This window comes from Gemmatimonadota bacterium, assembly GCA_016704275.1.
In the GTDB taxonomy this organism is placed as follows: domain Bacteria; phylum Gemmatimonadota; class Gemmatimonadetes; order Gemmatimonadales; family GWC2-71-9; genus Palsa-1233.
The window spans coordinates 102,101-118,378 of the sequence record JADJAK010000001.1; the positions used below are offsets into that span (position 1 = coordinate 102,101).

At 66.9% G+C, this 16,278-nt stretch carries 17 protein-coding genes and 1 pseudogene; 15 read left to right on the forward strand and 3 right to left on the reverse strand.

What is annotated here, in order from left to right; all coding sequences use genetic code 11:
* The first annotated feature begins 76 nt into the window (after nt 1-76).
* The 6 genes from IPG05_00520 (at nt 77) to IPG05_00545 (ending at nt 3,899) form a co-directional block, all read left to right on the forward strand.
* Nucleotides 77-442 (forward strand): helix-turn-helix transcriptional regulator, encoded by a 366-nt coding sequence (locus IPG05_00520; protein MBK6493583.1) that lies wholly within the window; start codon nt 77-79, stop codon nt 440-442.
* A gap of 2 nt (nt 443-444) precedes the next feature.
* Nucleotides 445-1,419, forward strand: a complete 975-nt coding sequence (locus IPG05_00525) for an SRPBCC domain-containing protein (protein MBK6493584.1) — start codon at nt 445-447, stop codon at nt 1,417-1,419.
* Nucleotides 1,420-1,502: 83 nt separating this feature from the next.
* Nucleotides 1,503-1,853: a hypothetical protein gene (locus IPG05_00530; GenBank protein ID MBK6493585.1), complete on the forward strand. Its 351-nt coding sequence runs from the start codon at nt 1,503-1,505 to the stop codon at nt 1,851-1,853.
* Nucleotides 1,838-2,518: a hypothetical protein gene (locus IPG05_00535; protein ID MBK6493586.1), complete on the forward strand. Its 681-nt coding sequence runs from the start codon at nt 1,838-1,840 to the stop codon at nt 2,516-2,518. Before IPG05_00530 ends, IPG05_00535 begins: the two co-directional genes overlap by 16 nt.
* Entirely contained in the window at nt 2,515-3,237 is a 723-nt protein-coding gene (locus IPG05_00540) for a hypothetical protein (GenBank protein ID MBK6493587.1), read from the forward strand. Before IPG05_00535 ends, IPG05_00540 begins: the two co-directional genes overlap by 4 nt.
* Nucleotides 3,234-3,899: a response regulator transcription factor gene (locus IPG05_00545; GenBank protein MBK6493588.1), complete on the forward strand. Its 666-nt coding sequence runs from the start codon at nt 3,234-3,236 to the stop codon at nt 3,897-3,899. The genes IPG05_00540 and IPG05_00545 overlap by 4 nt, the downstream gene beginning before the upstream one ends.
* Before the next feature lie 25 nt (nt 3,900-3,924).
* Here the strand turns inward: IPG05_00545 and IPG05_00550 are convergent, their stop codons facing one another.
* Both IPG05_00550 and IPG05_00555 read right to left on the reverse strand, forming a co-directional pair.
* Nucleotides 3,925-4,293, reverse strand: a complete 369-nt coding sequence (locus tag IPG05_00550) for a hypothetical protein (GenBank protein MBK6493589.1) — start codon at nt 4,291-4,293, stop codon at nt 3,925-3,927.
* The gene (locus IPG05_00555; protein MBK6493590.1) at nt 4,229-6,115 is read right to left on the reverse strand and encodes a cytochrome b N-terminal domain-containing protein; all 1,887 of its coding nucleotides are present in this window, start codon (nt 6,113-6,115) and stop codon (nt 4,229-4,231) included. The genes IPG05_00550 and IPG05_00555 overlap by 65 nt, the downstream gene beginning before the upstream one ends.
* Nucleotides 6,116-6,183: 68 nt before the next feature.
* Here IPG05_00555 and IPG05_00560 point away from each other — a divergent pair, with 68 nt between their 5' ends.
* Genes IPG05_00560 through IPG05_00580 form a run of 5 tightly spaced genes read left to right on the forward strand, consistent with a single transcriptional unit; the run spans nt 6,184 to nt 10,062 of the window.
* A complete protein-coding gene (locus IPG05_00560; protein MBK6493591.1) occupies nt 6,184-6,603 on the forward strand; it encodes an Rrf2 family transcriptional regulator in 420 nt (139 codons plus the stop codon).
* Nucleotides 6,604-6,635: 32 nt separating this feature from the next.
* Nucleotides 6,636-6,809: a hypothetical protein gene (locus IPG05_00565; GenBank protein ID MBK6493592.1), complete on the forward strand. Its 174-nt coding sequence runs from the start codon at nt 6,636-6,638 to the stop codon at nt 6,807-6,809.
* 15 nt (nt 6,810-6,824) lie between these two features.
* Nucleotides 6,825-7,430 (forward strand): cytochrome C oxidase subunit II, encoded by a 606-nt coding sequence (locus IPG05_00570; GenBank protein ID MBK6493593.1) that lies wholly within the window; start codon nt 6,825-6,827, stop codon nt 7,428-7,430.
* 11 nt (nt 7,431-7,441) lie between these two features.
* Nucleotides 7,442-9,172, forward strand: a complete 1,731-nt coding sequence (locus IPG05_00575) for a cbb3-type cytochrome c oxidase subunit I (protein MBK6493594.1) — start codon at nt 7,442-7,444, stop codon at nt 9,170-9,172.
* On the forward strand, nt 9,169-10,062 hold the full coding sequence (locus IPG05_00580) for an SCO family protein (GenBank protein ID MBK6493595.1): 894 nt from the start codon (nt 9,169-9,171) through the stop codon (nt 10,060-10,062). Before IPG05_00575 ends, IPG05_00580 begins: the two co-directional genes overlap by 4 nt.
* Here the strand turns inward: IPG05_00580 and IPG05_00585 are convergent.
* Nucleotides 10,059-10,721, reverse strand: coding sequence for a hypothetical protein (locus IPG05_00585; protein MBK6493596.1), 663 nt, complete (start codon nt 10,719-10,721; stop codon nt 10,059-10,061). The two genes, IPG05_00580 and IPG05_00585, sit on opposite strands and share 4 nt — an antisense overlap.
* Nucleotides 10,722-10,815: 94 nt before the next feature.
* Between IPG05_00585 and gcvT the strand changes: the two genes are divergently transcribed.
* From gcvT to IPG05_00605, 4 genes and pseudogenes are all read left to right on the forward strand, one after another.
* Complete coding sequence (gene gcvT, locus IPG05_00590) at nt 10,816-11,991, forward strand: glycine cleavage system aminomethyltransferase GcvT (protein MBK6493597.1); 1,176 nt, start codon at nt 10,816-10,818, stop codon at nt 11,989-11,991.
* A gap of 15 nt (nt 11,992-12,006) precedes the next feature.
* Nucleotides 12,007-12,381 (forward strand): glycine cleavage system protein GcvH, encoded by a 375-nt coding sequence (gcvH, locus tag IPG05_00595; protein ID MBK6493598.1) that lies wholly within the window; start codon nt 12,007-12,009, stop codon nt 12,379-12,381.
* A 67-nt stretch (nt 12,382-12,448) separates the two neighbouring features.
* Nucleotides 12,449-15,386, forward strand: a pseudogene (gene gcvP, locus IPG05_00600) (aminomethyl-transferring glycine dehydrogenase).
* A 182-nt stretch (nt 15,387-15,568) separates the two neighbouring features.
* Nucleotides 15,569-16,234: a hypothetical protein gene (locus tag IPG05_00605; protein MBK6493599.1), complete on the forward strand. Its 666-nt coding sequence runs from the start codon at nt 15,569-15,571 to the stop codon at nt 16,232-16,234.
* The last annotated feature ends 44 nt before the right edge of the window (nt 16,235-16,278 follow it).

Here is a 16,278-nt window from a genome sequence, read left to right on the forward strand (position 1 = left end):
ACCGCTCTCCGCTCGCTGTTCGCCACTCGCCGCGCCCCCTTGCGCGCTCCGGTTCCGCGCCTTAACCTACAACCATATGGTTGCATGTCTCCCCAGCCGCACTCGGCTCGCCGATGACCACCTCGATCGCCTTTTCCGGGCGCTCGCCGACCGCACCCGGCGCGACATCGTCGCCCGCGTGCTCAGTGGCGAAGAGGCGTCCGTGTCGAACCTCGCCGCGCGCTATGCGATGTCGTTCGCGGCGGTGCAGAAGCACGTCGCCGTCCTCGCCGGTGCGGGATTGGTGACCAAGCGCACCCAGGGCCGCGAGCGGCTGGTGCGCGGCAACCCGAAGGAGCTCGCCCGCGCGCGGGCACTGCTCACCCAGCTCGAACAGCTCTGGACGTCCCGTTTCAGTCAGCTCGACGCGATCCTCGCCGAGCCCTTCCCCCCGACGGAGTAGCCATGCCGATCACGTCTGTTACCTCTGATGCCGCCGCCCTGACCCTCACCGTCGTGGCCGATTATCCCGTTCCGGTCGGGCGCCTCTGGGCGGCGTATGTCGATCCGCGGCAGCTTGAGCGCTTCTGGGGGCCGGTCGAGTGGCCGGCGACCTTCACGCGGCACGACATGGCCGTCGGCGGCCGGTCGCACTACTACATGACCGGTCCCGACGGCACCAAGGCGCATGGCTGGTTCCGCTACCTCGCCATCGAGCCGCTGTCGCGGATCGAGGTGGAAGACGGTTTCGCGGACGAGCACGATGTCCCGAATCCTGACATGCCCACCATGCGCATGGTCTTCTCCTTCCACGAAACGCCGAACGGATCACGCTTCCAGTGCGTGACGACCTTCACCAGCACCGAGGCGATGGAATCACTCGTGGCGATGGGGATGGTCGAAGGGATGAGCTCGGCGATGGGCCAGATCGATGCGGTGCTGCAGGACCTCGCCTCGTTCGCGGCCACGCGAGGCACCGAGGCGCAGCTCCTCTCGGACACCACGGTGCGGATCTCGCGCGTCATCCGCGGCTCGGTCGAGCAGGTCTGGCGCGCCCATCACGACCCCGCCCTGATGCAGCGCTGGCTCCTCGGCCCCGACGGCTGGACGATGCCCGTGTGCCAGGTCGCCACGCAGGTCGGCGAACGCTACCGCTACGAATGGGAATCGGTGGACGGGGCGCAGCGCTTCGGCTTCGAGGGCGAGCTGCTCGAGTCCGCGCCGCCGTACCGCGCCGTCACCACTGAACAGATGATCGGCATGGACGGCCCGGGGACGCGCAACGAGCTGACGCTGGTGCAGACACCCGCGGGGACGCTGCTCTCGATCGTGATCACCTATCCGAGCCAGGAGTTGCGCGACATGATCCTCGGCAGCGGGATGACCACGGGGATGGAGACGAGCTACGCCCGCCTCGAGCGCGAGGTGCTCGCCGGCTAGCGCCAAATCCGCCACCCCTCCCGATCCGCACCACGCATGGTTTCCTTCCGGGGCCCCTCCTCATCCGACGGAGTCCCGGAATCATGCTTGCTGATCGCCACAGCATCGACCTTGCCACCGCCATCGACCTCACCACCCGCTGGCGCAAGCACCACCCGGAGGCCCTCAAGGGGGTGATGTTTCCGCGCGCCTCCTTCGAACGACTCCTCCGCGACCCCGAAACCGCAGGCATCCGGCTCTACCAGGCCGAGAAGGCAGATGGCAGCTGGACCATCGTGATGGTCGCGACGTCCAAGGACGGCAAGGACATCGTCCGGAAGGAAGGGGCTCGGAGCGCTGAGGAGAATGGTACTGGGTACGAGGAGGAAGGATGGCCGTGCCCCTCCAGTTGTGACTGCGAGAGCCCACTCAACGGGGAGTGTCCACCCCCGTGACGCTTTCCCATACTCTGATCAGTTTCGGGGTGGGCGTGACCATCGCCACAGCCGGCATCAGCGTCGGCTATCGCCGCGTCCTCGATCGCCCCGGTCGCTGGCTGGTCGCCTGGCTGGTCGTCGACGCGATCGCGAGCGTGGCGAGCACGATCGGTACGATCGAGTTTCGGAACGCCCAGTACGCCGCGCAGGTGTGGTATCCGATCAGCTCGGCGTTGGCGCTCTGCCTGCTCGCGAGCACCCTTGCCGCTGCCAAGGCGCGGCGAGCAGTCTTTGGTGCCGCGGGCGTGGTCGCGCTCACCATCATCGGGCTGACGATCTGGTACGAGAAGTTCGGCAGTTTCGCCAAGGTCACTGGTGTTATTCACGGTATGACCTTGCTGCTGGTCGGGTCGGCCCTCGTGCTCCAACGTGCCCGAAAGGCGCGTGGCGACATGTTTGCCGACCGGAACTTTCTTCTCGGGGCCGCCTTCGTCATCATGGGGGCACCGAGTCCGTTACTCGCCCTGGCTGTGCGCTATTTCGGACCCACGGGACAGGATCGGTATACCTTAGTCTTCACGCTCAAGAATCTTCTCGCGATCGGTTCCTACGTCTTTATGGTGATGGCCATTCATCGGGCGGCGGAGCAGGCCCGTCTGCGCCCGACGAGGCCCGCGGCGTGAGTGTCATCGTCACCCTCGCGCTGGTCCTCACTATCCTGATCGGGACTATCATCAGTGCTGTCGTCATCCAGCAGCGCCGGTTGCTGCGCGCCCACTCCTCCTTCGCCGGGCGGCTGATCGCGGCACAGGATCGGGATCGTGCACGGATCGCCCGCGAGCTGCACGACGAGCTCGTGATGCGGCTCAACACCGCGACGCACACGTTGCGGCTGCAGAACGGCCGGATCACCGAGACGCAGGCGCTCGAGATGGATCAGATCGCCGAGGACATTCGCCTGGTGGCCCGCGACCTGCACCCGACCGCAGTGGATTATCAGGGGCTGGAGCCGGCGATGCGCACCATGATCGAGACGAAGGCGCGTACCCACGCCGTCACGATCGATGCCAGCTTCAGTGGGTCGTTCGCCGACCTCGATGGTCGGCGTCGGCTGACGATCTACCGTGTCGCCCAGGAGGCGCTCGCCAACGCGATTCACCATTCCGGTGGAACGGAATTCTCGCTGACACTGACGGCACATCCTGGTGGCGTGCGCCTGGTCGTGCGCGACACCGGGAAGGGGTTCGACCTCGGCACCGTCACCACGCGCCACGGGCTGGGGCTCACGTCGATGGAAGAGCGGGTGAAGTTGCTCGACGGGCAGATCGAGATCGTCTCGAGTCGCGGTCACGGTACCGAGGTACGGGTGGAGATTCCTGTCCCATCGACAGTATCGTCGTGACGCTTCCCCGGGTCCTGATCGCCGAGGACTTCGAGCCGATGGCGGATGCGCTCGCCAGCTGGCTCTCGCCGTGGTTCGAGATCGTCGGCAAGGTGTCGCGGCTGGAGATGCTGGCCGGCGCCATCCGGCAGACCGGCCCGGACGCGGTGTTGCTCGACCTCGCCTTCAAGGAACGCAGCGCGCTGCACGAACTGCCGACGCTGCGACAACTACCGCATGCGCCACGCGTCGTGATCCTCACCGCGTATCGCGACTATGGCCTGATGATGGGCGCGATTGACGCGGGTGCCTCAGGGTACGTCGTGAAGACGTCCGACTTCACCGAGGTGAAGATCGCACTGGACGAGGTCCTTGCCGGGCGCCTCTATCTCTCGCCCAACGTTCGCCCCGAGGGGCCACCACGACGCAAGATCGTGCCACGCGTCGATGATGGCACCTGGCACCCGATGGCCTTCGAGATCGACTTGACGGCGCGCCAACTCGGCATCCTTACGCAGTTGTACGCCGGCCGTTCCGCGCGGCAGGTCGCGACGGTCCTCGAGATCCATCACTCTACCGTGGGAAAGGAACTGCAGCGCCTCGGCGAACGCATCGAGTGGGCAGGGGACACGGACTATCTGCTGCGGTGGTTTCAGGCGTATCGAAGGCGGTGCGATGGCTGATGGGTACCGCCGCGTTCGGTTCCCCCTACCGTTCCCCACGCACGATCACGAGCCGTCGACGATCCGCATTGAAGGTGATGAGGACCACCCGAGCTCGGGCGAAACTGACGACGGTGTCAAGCGCCAGGCTGGGCGGTATGGCCGCCAGCGTTCGGCGGCTTCGCTCGGCTGCTTCGCGCGTGGCTCGGCCCGCGTAGAGACCCGTGTCGGGCTCGGCGCCCACTGCCAGGGAGGTGTCCATCGCCGTCGGGGTCTCACGCCGCCGCAGCGTCACGTGAATGCGATGCGCTCCCTGACGCACCGGGAATTCGCGGAACAGCGAAAGCGGCCTATCGTGCCGCAGGCCACCGCCGCGGACGATCTCCTCGGTGAGCACGCTGTCGTCGACCGCCACACGCAGGGTGTAACTCGCTTCCACCCCAGTACAGATGACGCGTTGCCGCATGTGTTCCGCGACCTCGGCGAGCTCCGCGGCAGACGGTCGACGGCATTGTTCGATCCGCTCCGGGCGCGCACGCCAGGAGAGCCGCAACTGGGCATCGCCCATCCGAGCGTGAGGGACGGCAGGTCCCGACGTCGCAACCAGCAGCGCCAGCGGGATGATGGTTCCCGCGATCGCACCAAGCCGACGCGACGCGGTCACGCTGCATCCTCGTCAAGTGGCACCGACTCACAGAGGAGCTCGAGGGACAGGTCGTCCACCGCCTCGGCCGGTGGCGGCGCCAACGTGGCGAGATGCTGCGTGAACGCATCGTAGGCCGCGAGCGTTTCCGCCAGGGCACCCGGCGCCAGTGTCGTGACGCGCAGGCGTCGCCGATCAACCCGTGGCTGCAACTCGGCCTCGCGGTCGTTGAAGAGCCTTTCGTTGAGCCACTTCGGCCCCTCGCGCCCGCTACAATCGCGCGGGGGCAGCCGGCGACCAGGACCCCTGATGCCCCGCCGCGAATCAGGATTTCCACCACGGACGAGTGGAGATTGCCCACGCAGGGGACAAGGTGCAGCGTAGCGCCGCGCGACTCCAGGGCCGCGCGGTGGGCTAGCGGTGACTGAGCGCAGCAGATGGCGATCGTGCCAGCGCCACCCGGCGTCGCCGAGGCCATGCGCGGCAGGAGCCCGCTCCTGAGCGCGACGAGCTGATCGCGACCGGTGTGGCCCGGCGGGCCGACGCCCATCGGGGCACACGAGCCGGCGCAGATGCCACAGCTCACACACCGGGACGGGTCCACCTGCGCCACGAGGGTCGGCCGATCGTCGGTGCGCGCAACCATGGTGATCGCTTCCCAGGGGCAATCCTGCGGACACTGATTGCACCCAGTGCAATGCCGGGGGTCAACATGGCTCGGTGCCCACGCCCCCTCGCGCGGTTGCCGCGTGAAGCGCGGAATCAGGACGGCAATCCCCACCATCACGAGTGCGCCAAGCCACGGCACCAGGGGCGGAAGTTGTTCCGAGAATGGCAGCCACCACGCCGTGACGAGGTTGAGGGGCGTCGTCGCCGGCAGGGCGAGCGGATCCGCGGCGGGGCCAAGCGGTGCGGGCCAGACGATCGCGGCAAGGAGCAACGCCGCGATCAAGCCCCACAGGAGAGGGCGCGGTGGCAACAGGGTGGGGCGGGCGAGACGTGAGATGTGCAGCCAGAGGCCTGCGCCCATCGCGAGCGGAATGGCGATGTGGAGGAAGAGGTTGACGAAGAAGAAGGCGCTCGGAACCGGGCCCTCGCCCGCGAAGATCCTGCCGACGGGTTCCGAGAGGATGGGGAGGGCGTCGAGCAGGCGGGCCCCCTCCAGCGCCAGCCTCTGCCCGAACGAGTCCCATGCCATCACGAATCCTGTCCAGGCGCAGAGCAGGCCGATGCCGAGCAGGAAGACGCCGGAGAGCCACGCCGCCGTGCGGGGTCCCCAACTGCGTAGCTGAAGCATCATGCGGAACGCGTGGATCACCGCCGCGATGACGAAGAGGTCCGAGGCGTAGCGATGGAGCGACCGAATCCATGAGCCGAGCAACGGGTCGGCGGCGAGGCGCGCGACCGATGCGGCGGGTGCGCCCACCCGATAGAGGAAGACGAGGTAGAGGCCCGTGGTCAACATCACCAGGAGCATGGCCACCGCGACGGTCCCCGGCTGGTGCAGGGGATTCCACACCACGCCGTAGAGCCGGGTGAAGCCGGCGTCCAGGGTAGCGACCAGTCGGCGGAGGGGTCGATGCAGTCTGGGCATGTTGACGTTCCCGGTAATTAATCATATCATCATGATGTTAGCAATTATCTCCCATTCCGGTCCGTATCATGTGGCTCAGTGGCACCGCACAGAATGCGCTGCAGGCCGTGCTCTATCTGGCAGAGCATGGCGACCCCCTCCCGGTCAGGGTGGGTGACGTCGCGGCCGCCCTCGGCGTGCCCAAGAACTATCTCTCGAAGACGATGCACATTCTCGCGCGGGAGGGCATCCTCGTCTCCACCCGCGGTCCACGCGGCGGTTTCGCCCTCGCCTACCCGCCCGAACTGCTTGTCCTGGCGCATGTGGTCCGACCCTTCGTTGCCACCGGCGCACGGCGCTGCCTGGTCGGTCGGGCCACGTGCAATGATGCCACCCCGTGCGCGGCGCACCACCAGTGGTCCCGGGTGGCGGCATCGGTCGAGACCTTTTTCGGACAGACCACGATTGCGGACCTGTTGCGGTCCGCCCCCAGCCCCCAACCCGCCTGAGTTCCACCGCCACCACCCGAGGAGCGCCCACCATGACCTCACCGCCAGACCTCGCCGCGCAGGACACGGAGCCGATCCCACTCGGCCAACGGCTCTACGACAATGTCTTCCTGCTGCTCGCCGTCGGCTTGGTCGTGATGTTCGTGCTGTTCACCGGCTGGGGGATGTGGGAGATCCTCACGTTGCCGGCGGGCACCCTTCCTTAGTTCTGAGAGGTCTCGATGCTGACCAAGGTACATACCGGGCTTGAACCGGTGCCGGGCATCTGGTGGCGACCAGCCCACAAGGCGGAGAAGGTCTGGGTGGGAATCGCCTTTGCCTGGTGCATGGTGCTCTTCGCCATGATGCCGTTGTGGCACTACCGCGGCGGGCAGAACCCGGCAGGTGTCCGCACGCGGGTCGATCCCAAAGCCTTCTACGCCCGGACGGTGGAGTTCGCGAATCAGTACAAGGTCGGGGAGGATCGCGGCTTTCCGATCGTCCAGCCGCCCCCGGGCGCCGACGTCTATCTCGTAGGCACGACCTTCTCATGGTACCCGATCCTGCAGCTCCAGGCCGGCAAGGAGTACGTGCTGCACCTCTCCTCGGCCGACGTGAATCACGGCTTCTCGCTGTTCCCCATCAACATCAACTTCCAGGTCGTGCCGGGCTATGACTACGCCCTGCGGGTCACGCCGACCACGGCGGGAGATTTCCGCATCGTGTGCAATGAATTCTGTGGCATCGGGCATCACACCATGGTCGGTCGTGTGATCGTGGTGGATGCGTCCGGGTCGACCGTGGCCGACAATGCGAAGGCGACGTTGCAGAACGGCGGTGCCCCATGAGCACCCCGACCATGCCCGCGGTTCGAATCTGTCCCGCGACCGGCCGCACGATCCACCGTCAGGCCGAGCTGCTGGTGCGCTTCAACGCCGTGGTGGCGGTCGTTGCCCTCCTGATCGGCGCCATCGCCGCGCTGTTGCTCGTGCTGACGAGATGGCAGGCCGTGCACCTGCTGCCGGCGGTCTGGTACTACCGCCTGCTCGGCGTGCATGGCATGAACATGCTGATCTTCTTCATTATCTTCTTCGAAATGGCGGTGCTCTGGTTCGCCGCCACGGTGCTCCTCAACGCGCGACCGGCCGCGCCGCGCTTCGGTTGGGTCAATTTCGGCCTGATGGTCGTCGGCGCACTGATCGTCGAATGGGCCCAATGGACCGGCCGAGCGGACGTCCTCTTCACTTCCTATCCGCCCCTCAAGGCCCACCCGCTGTACTACCTGGGCATCATCCTCTTCGCCGTGGGCGCACTGCTGGTCACGGCGCAATTCTTCGCCACGCTGGTGATTGCCAAGCGGGAAAAGACCTATGAGGGATCGATGCCGCTGGTGGTCTACGGCGCGGTGACTGCGGCGATCATTGCCGTCATCACGTTGGTCCACGGTGCGATGGTCTACATCCCCACCTTCCTCTGGTCGATCGGTGTGATCAAGTCGGTGGACCCTGAGATCTACCGGATGCTCTGGTGGGCACTCGGACACTCGTCGCAGCAGATCAACGTGGCCGCGATGGTCGCGATCTGGTACATGCTCGGCGCGCTCACCGTCGGGTCCGTCGTGTTGAACGAGAAGGTGAGCCGCTCGGCCTTTGTGCTCTATATCATGTTCATTTCGATGGCCTCGGCGCACCACCTGCTGGTGGACCCGGGCTTCAGCCCGGCGTGGAAGATCGTCAACACGTCCTACTTCATGTACATGGCGGTGTTGGCGTCCATGGTCCACGGCTTCACGGTGCCCGCCGGCATGGAACTCGGCATGCGCTTGCGCGGCTTCAACGACGGTCTCTTCGGATGGCTGCGCCGCGCGCCATGGGGTGATCCCGGTTTCTCCTCGCTGGTGTTCTCCGTCGTGGTCTTCGGTTTCGTGGGCGGCATCACTGGCGTGACGCTCGGCACCGAGCAGATCAACATCATCGCGCACAACACCATGCGGATCCCCGGCCACTTCCACTCCACGGTCGTCAGCGGCACGGCGCTCGCCTTCATGGGCGCGACGTACTACCTGCTTCCGCTGATCTTTCGCCGGAAGGTGGCCTTCTGGAAGCTGGCCAAGGTGCAACCCTACCTCTTCGCGGGCGGACTGTTGCTGCTGGTCATGGGGATGACGTTCGCAGGGAGCTTTGGCGTGCCGCGTCGTCACTGGGACATCTCGTTCTCCCAGGCGCCATTCGACGTGCCCTTCAATCCGGCAGTGGACATCTTCCTCGCGATCATGGGGATCGGCGGCATCATCGCGGTGACCGGGGCACTGACATTCATTCTGATCGCGGTCACGTCGGTCTTCTTCGGCGAGACGGTGACCGAGATCCCGCGCGGCGCCGAGATTCGCGGGATTCCGCAGGGCCTCACCAATCCGCCGGTTCATCCGGCGAATGTCGATGAGCTGAACGCCGCACTGCATGCGCCCGAACGGGGATTCGCTGGGGCAACTCCGGGCACCCTGGTGCTGGTGGGCGTCTTTCTCCTCGCCTTCATTCTCTACTACTTCACCAATTGGAAGCTGCTGTCGTTCCTCTGGAAGATCGGATGACCTCGTCGCGGGTCGTCCGGCCGGGCACGGCCTTCACTGCGCTGCTGCTGATCCTGCTGATCACGGCCGCATGGTGGGCGCTGGCGCTCTGGCCGGTCGGCTCAGTCGAGCCGGAGTGGTTGCTGCGCACCCGCGCCGCCTGCTTCGGCTCGGCGCCCGGTGGCCTGCCCGATGCGGGGGGATGGATCCTCCTCGTCGGGCAACCGCTTGGGATGCTCGGGGTGCTGCTCGCCGTATGGGGCACGGCACTCCGCGCCGACCTCCGCCGGTTGCGGAGCAATCCTTGGTGGCAGGGGGCGTTGATTGTGGGCCCTGCCGTGCTGTTGATGGCCGTCAGCTTGACCGGCCGCCGAGTCGCGGTGGCTGCTGGCGCTGGGGCGGCGCCGTCGATCGCCCCGGCCGGGGCGCTGACGCGCACGGATCTCAACGTGGCCGCACTTGAGTTGCAGGACCAGCATGGCCGCCGCCGTTCGCTTGCCGAGGTGGGCGATGGCCCGACGCTGCTCACCTTTGCATTCGGTCACTGCACGACCGTCTGTCCGACGATCGTACAGGACTTGCGGCGGGCGAGAGCCACCGCAGCTCGGCCTGATGTCCCGGTGGTGGTCATCACGCTCGATCCGTGGCGTGACACGCCGGGTCGGCTGGCGACCCTCGCCGCCCAGTGGCAGTTGCCACCGACCGATCTGGTACTGTCGGGGAGCGTGGCTGAGGTGGAGCATGCCCTCGATGTGTTGGGCGTGTCTCGACGCCGGGACGAGGCGACGGGTGACATCGCTCATGTCGGCATGGTGGCCGTGTTACATGGTGGCCGTGTGCGCGCGCGCGTGGAAGGCGGTTGGGGGCAGGCCGCGCAGCTGCTGGCGGCCCTTCCCCCGCGGCGGCGCTAGAACCGAATCGCCAATCCCAGCGAAATCACCGGATACACCTTCAGGTACTTGTCGACGTCGGCCTGGATCTTGAGCCGCTCATCCTCGATGTCTTGCGCCAGCGCCGAGCCCGGCGTCGCGGCCGACGCGCTGAGGCCGACCGTCGGCTTGCCGATCCCGACGCCGAGGTCCAGCAGCATGGTGATCCCGCCCTTCTTCGACGCCGGCGTTCCCCAGCCAAGGCCGGCGTAGGGCATCGTCTTCGGCCAGCGGCCGGTTCCCGTCACCGTCCCGACCTGCGCCGCGGTGTAGTCGGTGCCGTCGAAGGTGTAGGTGCCGCCGGTCGGCTTGCCGGTGGCGTCGATTTCCGCGGGCGTGCTCATGATCCCACCGGTGAAGTGGAATGACCCCCGCGGTGAGAGGTAGAGGTCCACCAGGCCGGTCATCCCCTTGAACTTGAGGTCGGCGTCAAAGTCGACATCGGACTGGCTGCGGCTGATCGTGTGCGAGAAGCGATACGCCCCGCCACGAATCCCGATGTTCGGGGTGATCAGCTTGGCCACCTCGATCCCGAGGCCGAGCGAGCCGGCCCGGCCCGCGATGAAGAAGTCCGCTTGGGCGGTGAGCGGCAGGGCCAGCAGGGTCATTCCGAGCAACGGCAGCAGGATGGGACGACGCATAGGACGATAGCTCCGATGGGGAGGGGGTGGCTCCCAGTAATATCGACGGGGGGACGGAACTATGGAGGGTTTTGGAGTCTGAGATCGATGGTCGATGATCGATCATCGATGGACGATCATCGATCATCGGGAGTTCGATTATCTTAGAGTTCTGACCCATTCCCGGACCGTTTCCGTGCTCAAGACTGCGCTCCTCGACCGTCATATCGCCCTCGGTGCCCGGATGGTCCCCTTTGCTGGCTGGGAGATGCCCGTCCAGTACCAGGGGCTGGTCGAAGAGCACAAGGCGGTCCGCAGCGCGGCTGGCCTCTTCGACCTCTCCCACATGGGCGAGCTCTGGATCAAGGGGCCCGAGGCCGATCGGGCCCTCGACTATGCCCTGGTCACGCAGCCCTCGAAGCTCGCCGTCGGCAAGGCCCACTACTCGATGATCTGCGCCGCCGACGGCTCGGTGATGGACGACCTGATCGTCTACCGCCTCGGCGAGACGCGCTACCTGGTGGTCGCCAACGGCGCCAACGCCGATGTGGTCTCGGCGGCGCTCCGCGAGCGGCTCGATGGCTTCGATGCCTCGCTCGACGACGCCTCGATGCGCACCTCGCTGGTAGCGATCCAGGGGCCGAAGGCCGCCGAGATCCTTCAGCCGTTCATCGATGTCGACCTGAGCACGGTCAAGTATTACAGCGGTCGTGAGGCCACGGCGTTCGGTCTGCCGGTGCTGCTGGCCCGCACCGGCTATACCGGCGAGGATGGCTTCGAGCTCTTCACGCTGTGGGACGATGCCATCGCCGTCTGGGACGGCCTCCTCGCGGCCGGGAAGGATGCCGGCTTGGTGCCGGTGGGCCTCGGCGCCCGCGACACCCTCCGCCTCGAGGCGGGGATGCCGCTCTACGGCCAGGAGCTCGACCGCGCCACCACGCCGTTCGAGGCCAACCTCGGCCGGGTGGTCAAGTTCGAGAAGGAGGGGGACTTCGTCGGCCGCGCCGCACTGGCCGCCGCCAAGGATCACCCCACCAAGACGCTGGTCGCCCTCAAGCTGACCGGACGCGGCATCGCCCGGACGGGGTACCCCGTCTATCTTCCCGCCGCGGCAGAACCGGTGGGGATTGTTACCAGCGGGACCGCCTCACCCACCCTCGGCTACGCGATCGCCATGGCCTACCTCCCCGTCGCCAACGCGGCACTCGGGACGACGGTCGAGATCGGGGTTCGCAGCCAGCGGGTGACTGCCGAAGTGATCGCCCTGCCGTTCTATCGTCGTTCGACCTGAGCCCTGGAGTCAGCCGTGGAGTATCCGGACAACCTCAAGTATTCGGTTGAGCACGAGTGGCTCGCCGCTGATGGCACCGTCGGCATCACTGCCTTTGCCGTCGAGCAGATCGGCGACATCGTCTTCGTCGAGCTCCCGGCGGTCGGGACGGTGGTGAGCGCCGGCAAGCCGTTCGGCGTGATCGAGTCGGTCAAGGCGGTGAGCGAGCTCTTCGCCCCCGCATCGGGCAAGATCGTTGCGATCAACGACTCGCTCGGCGATGCGCCCGAGACGGTGGCGAGCGACTGCTACGGCGCCGGTTGGCTGGTGAAGATCGAGCCGAGCAATCCCGACGAGGTGCTCGGACTCCGCAACTCCGCGGACTATCAGACGATGATCGCCGCGAGCTGACACCTGAATGCATCCGACAGGGCCCGACCGGGCCCTGTCGCTTTTTCAACACGAGAGCATGCCTCTGATGACGACCGCATCCGCACCCCGTGAAGTCCGCAGCGCCCGTGGTGGCGAGTCTGCGCCGCATTCGTCGTGCCTCGCCCCGAACGAGTTCTCGACCCGGCACGTCGGCCCTCGCCCCGATGAAATCCAGGCAATGCTCGGCGTGCTCGGCTACGACTCCCTCGACGCCTTCATCGACGACGTCGTCCCGGAGACGATTCGCCTCCGCCGCCCGTTGGCGCTGGCGCCGGGGCTCGACGAGCGCGCGGTGCTCACCACCGCCCAGCAGCTCGCCGAACGGAACCAGGTGTTCCGCTCCTACCTCGGCATGGGCTACCACGGCACCTTCACGCCGCCGGTGATTCAGCGGAACATCCTCGAGAATCCGGGCTGGTACACGGCCTACACGCCGTACCAGGCCGAGATTGCCCAGGGCCGCCTCGAGGCGCTGTTGAACTTCCAGACGGTGGTGAGCGACCTCACCGGCCTCGAGATCGCCAACGCGTCGCTGCTCGACGAAGGCACCGCGGCCGCCGAGGCGATGGCCATGACGATCGCGGTCGTCAAGCACGAGGGGACGCCGGTCTTCCTGGTTGACGCAGCCTGCCATCCGCAGACGATCGCGGTGGTGGAGACGCGGGCCGAAGCGCGCGGAGTGAAGGTGATCGTGGCTGAGCCGAGCGCCTTCGTGTTTGGGGTGAGGAGTGAGGGGGCCGTCGTGGGGTGCCTGCTCCAGTACCCCGCCACCGACGGTGTCATCCGCGACTTCCGCTCGGTCGCCGACGCGGCGCATGCCGCTGGCGCCTTGGTGACGGTCGCGACCGACTTGCTCGCGCTGGCGCTGTTGGCGCCGCCGGGGGAGTGGGGCGCCGACGTGGCAGTCGGCAACACGCAGCGCTTCGGGGTGCCGATGGGCTACGGCGGCCCGCACGCGGCCTTCTACGCCACGCGCGACGCCTACAAGCGCCACATCCCGGGGCGGATCATCGGGCTCTCGAAGGACAGCCGCGGTGAACCGGCGCTCCGCATGGCGCTGCAGACGCGCGAGCAGCACATCCGCCGCGACAAGGCGACGAGCAACGTCTGCACGGCGCAGGTGCTGTTGGCGGTGATGGCGTCGATGTACGCGGTCTATCATGGTCCCGAGGGGATTCGCCGGATCGCGACGCAGGTGCACAGCCGCGCGCTGCTGCTGGCGCACGCGCTGCATCGCCTGGGCTATGCCGTCGAGCACCAGCACTTCTTCGACACCGTCTCGGTCAAGGTCGAAAGCTGGAAGCAGGATCGGATCATCGAGGCCGCCGCGGCTCGCCGCATCAACTTGCGCCGGATCGGGACGCATCGCGTGGTGGTCTCGCTCGATGAGACGGTGACGCTCGCCGACTTGGGCGACCTGATCTCCTGCTTCGCGCTCGACGGCGCGCTGCCGTTCATGCTCGACGCGGCGATGGTCTCCGATGAGGCGATCCCGGCCACGCTCAAGCGGAGCAGCGGCTACCTGACGCATCCGGTCTTCCATCGGCATCGCTCGGAGACGGAGATGCTGCGCTACATGCGTGGCCTCGAGGCGAAGGACCTGTCGCTCACCGCGGCGATGATCCCGCTCGGCTCGTGCACGATGAAGCTCAACGCCACCAGCGAGATGATGCCGGTGTCGTTTCCGGGCTTCGGCGCACTGCACCCGTTCGCCCCGCGCGAGCAGGCGCAGGGGTATACGGAGATGTTCCGGCAGCTTGAGGCGCAGCTCGCCGAGATCACCGGATTCGCGCGTGTCTCGCTGCAGCCGAATGCCGGATCGCAGGGCGAGTTCGCCGGCTTGATGGTCATCCGCGCCTACCACCATGCGCGCGGCGATCACCACCGCGACGTCTGCCTCATTCCGACCTCGGCGCACGGCACCAATCCGGCGAGTGCGGTGATGGCGGGGATGAAGGTCGTGGTGGTCGCGGCCGACAGTCACGGCAACATCGACGTCGCCGACCTCAAGGCGAAGGCCGCCGAGCATGCCGCCAACCTCGCGGCACTGATGGTGACCTATCCGTCGACGCACGGCGTGTTTGAATCGTCGATCAAGGAAATCTGCGAGGTCATCCACTCGCACGGTGGCCAGGTCTACATGGACGGCGCCAACATGAATGCGCAGGTCGGCCTCTGCCGCCCGGGCGACATCGGTGCCGACGTCTGCCACCTGAACCTGCACAAGACCTTCTGCATCCCGCACGGCGGGGGCGGCCCCCGGCATGGGCCCGATCGGCGTGGCGCCGCAACTGGCGCCGTTCCTTCCGGGGCACCCGGTGATCGATCTGGGGCACGCGCATCCGGCCGGTACGATCTCGGCCGGGCCGTGGGGCTCCCCGAGCATCCTGCCGATCTCCTGGACCTACATCCAGTTGATGGGGTCGGAAGGCCTTGCCTACGCGACCAAGGTGGCGATCCTCTCGGCCAACTACATCGCCAAGCGGCTCGAGGGGGCGTTCGACCTGCTGTACGCGGCGAAGAATGGCCTGGTCGCGCACGAGTGCATCATCGACATGCGCCCGTTCAAGGCGACGGCGGCGATCGAGGTCGAGGACATCGCCAAGCGGATCATCGACTTCGGCTTCCACCCGCCGACGGTCTCCTTCCCGGTGGCCGGCACGCTGATGATCGAGCCGACCGAGTCGGAACCGAAGAGCGAACTCGACCGATTTGTCGACGCTTTGCTTGCCATCCGCGAGGAGATCCGCGAGATCGAGCAGGGCACCGCGAGCCGCGAGGTGAACGTGCTCAAGGGGTCGCCGCACACCCTGAGCGAAGTCACGGCGAACGAGTGGAACCGGCCCTACAGCCGCGAGCAGGCCGCCTTCCCGGTGGCGGCGCTTCGCGAGCGGAAGTTGTGGCCGACGGTCGGGCGGATCGACTCGGCGTATGGCGACCGGAACCTGGTGTGCACCTGCCCGCCTGTTGAGGACTACGTGTAGCGGGCATACGTAGGGGCGACGCATGCGTCGCCCTTACACACGGGGAGATGGGTGCGCGGCGTGGTGGTTCCGGAGGTGGTAGGGGCGACGGCAACGTCGCCCCTTTCGCGTTTCGGGACCGGCCGTAGGTTATCGGGACGGGGTTCCCCCGAGTTCCCTTTGCCCTGTATCTGGAGGTTCCCATGGACCATGGGTTCACGCCCGGGACGCCACGTCGTGGTTTCCTGGGCCAAGTCGCGGCCGCCGCCGTTGGCGTCGGCGCCGCCTCGCTGTTGCCGATGACCGCGCACGCCGCCGCCATGACCCCGACCGCCGTCGATCCGAAGTTGGAAGCGTGGTTCGGCAAGCTCACCGGCAAGCACAAGACCGTCTTCGACGCGACCGAGCCGAACGACGGGATGCCGGCGATCTGGCCGCGGATCTATCTGAACACCACCGAGGCCACATACCCGGGAGAAAAGGCGTCGGCGATGGTGATCCTCCGCCACGGCGGCCTCGGCATGGGATTCAATGATGCCGTGTGGGCCAAGTACGACATGGGCGAGATGTTCAAGGTGATGGTCGACGGCAAGCCGGCCACCAAGAACCCGTATGCCACCATCACCGGCCTGCCGATCCCGGGCCTCGGCATCGCCGAGCTGCTCAAGGGCGGCGTGCTGGTTGGGGCATGCGACGTGGCGCTCACGGTGTACAGCAGCAAGGCGGCGACCAAGATGAAGCTCGACCCCGCCACGGTCAGGAAGGAGTGGGTCGCGGGGCTCTTCCCCGGGATCCAGATCGTGCCGTCGGGCGTCTTTGCGGTGGCACGGGCGCAGGAGTTCGGGGCGAATTACATCTTCGCCGGGTGAGGTCTCCGAGCGAGCACGGCGGGACCGACGGGCGCAGCATGCTG

Coding starts and splice junctions, on each gene's coding strand:
- IPG05_00580 (MBK6493595.1), top strand. CDS start 9,169: ATGACCTCGTCGCGGGTCGTCCGGCCGGGCACGGCCTTCACTGCGCTG.
- IPG05_00585 (MBK6493596.1), bottom strand. CDS start 10,721: ATGCGTCGTCCCATCCTGCTGCCGTTGCTCGGAATGACCCTGCTGGCC.
- IPG05_00570 (MBK6493593.1), top strand. CDS start 6,825: ATGCTGACCAAGGTACATACCGGGCTTGAACCGGTGCCGGGCATCTGG.
- IPG05_00525 (MBK6493584.1), top strand. CDS start 445: ATGCCGATCACGTCTGTTACCTCTGATGCCGCCGCCCTGACCCTCACC.
- IPG05_00520 (MBK6493583.1), top strand. CDS start 77: ATGGTTGCATGTCTCCCCAGCCGCACTCGGCTCGCCGATGACCACCTC.
- IPG05_00530 (MBK6493585.1), top strand. CDS start 1,503: ATGCTTGCTGATCGCCACAGCATCGACCTTGCCACCGCCATCGACCTC.
- IPG05_00555 (MBK6493590.1), bottom strand. CDS start 6,115: ATGCCCAGACTGCATCGACCCCTCCGCCGACTGGTCGCTACCCTGGAC.
- gcvT (MBK6493597.1), top strand. CDS start 10,816: ATGATCGATCATCGATGGACGATCATCGATCATCGGGAGTTCGATTAT.
- IPG05_00575 (MBK6493594.1), top strand. CDS start 7,442: ATGCCCGCGGTTCGAATCTGTCCCGCGACCGGCCGCACGATCCACCGT.
- IPG05_00560 (MBK6493591.1), top strand. CDS start 6,184: ATGTGGCTCAGTGGCACCGCACAGAATGCGCTGCAGGCCGTGCTCTAT.
- IPG05_00565 (MBK6493592.1), top strand. CDS start 6,636: ATGACCTCACCGCCAGACCTCGCCGCGCAGGACACGGAGCCGATCCCA.
- IPG05_00605 (MBK6493599.1), top strand. CDS start 15,569: ATGGACCATGGGTTCACGCCCGGGACGCCACGTCGTGGTTTCCTGGGC.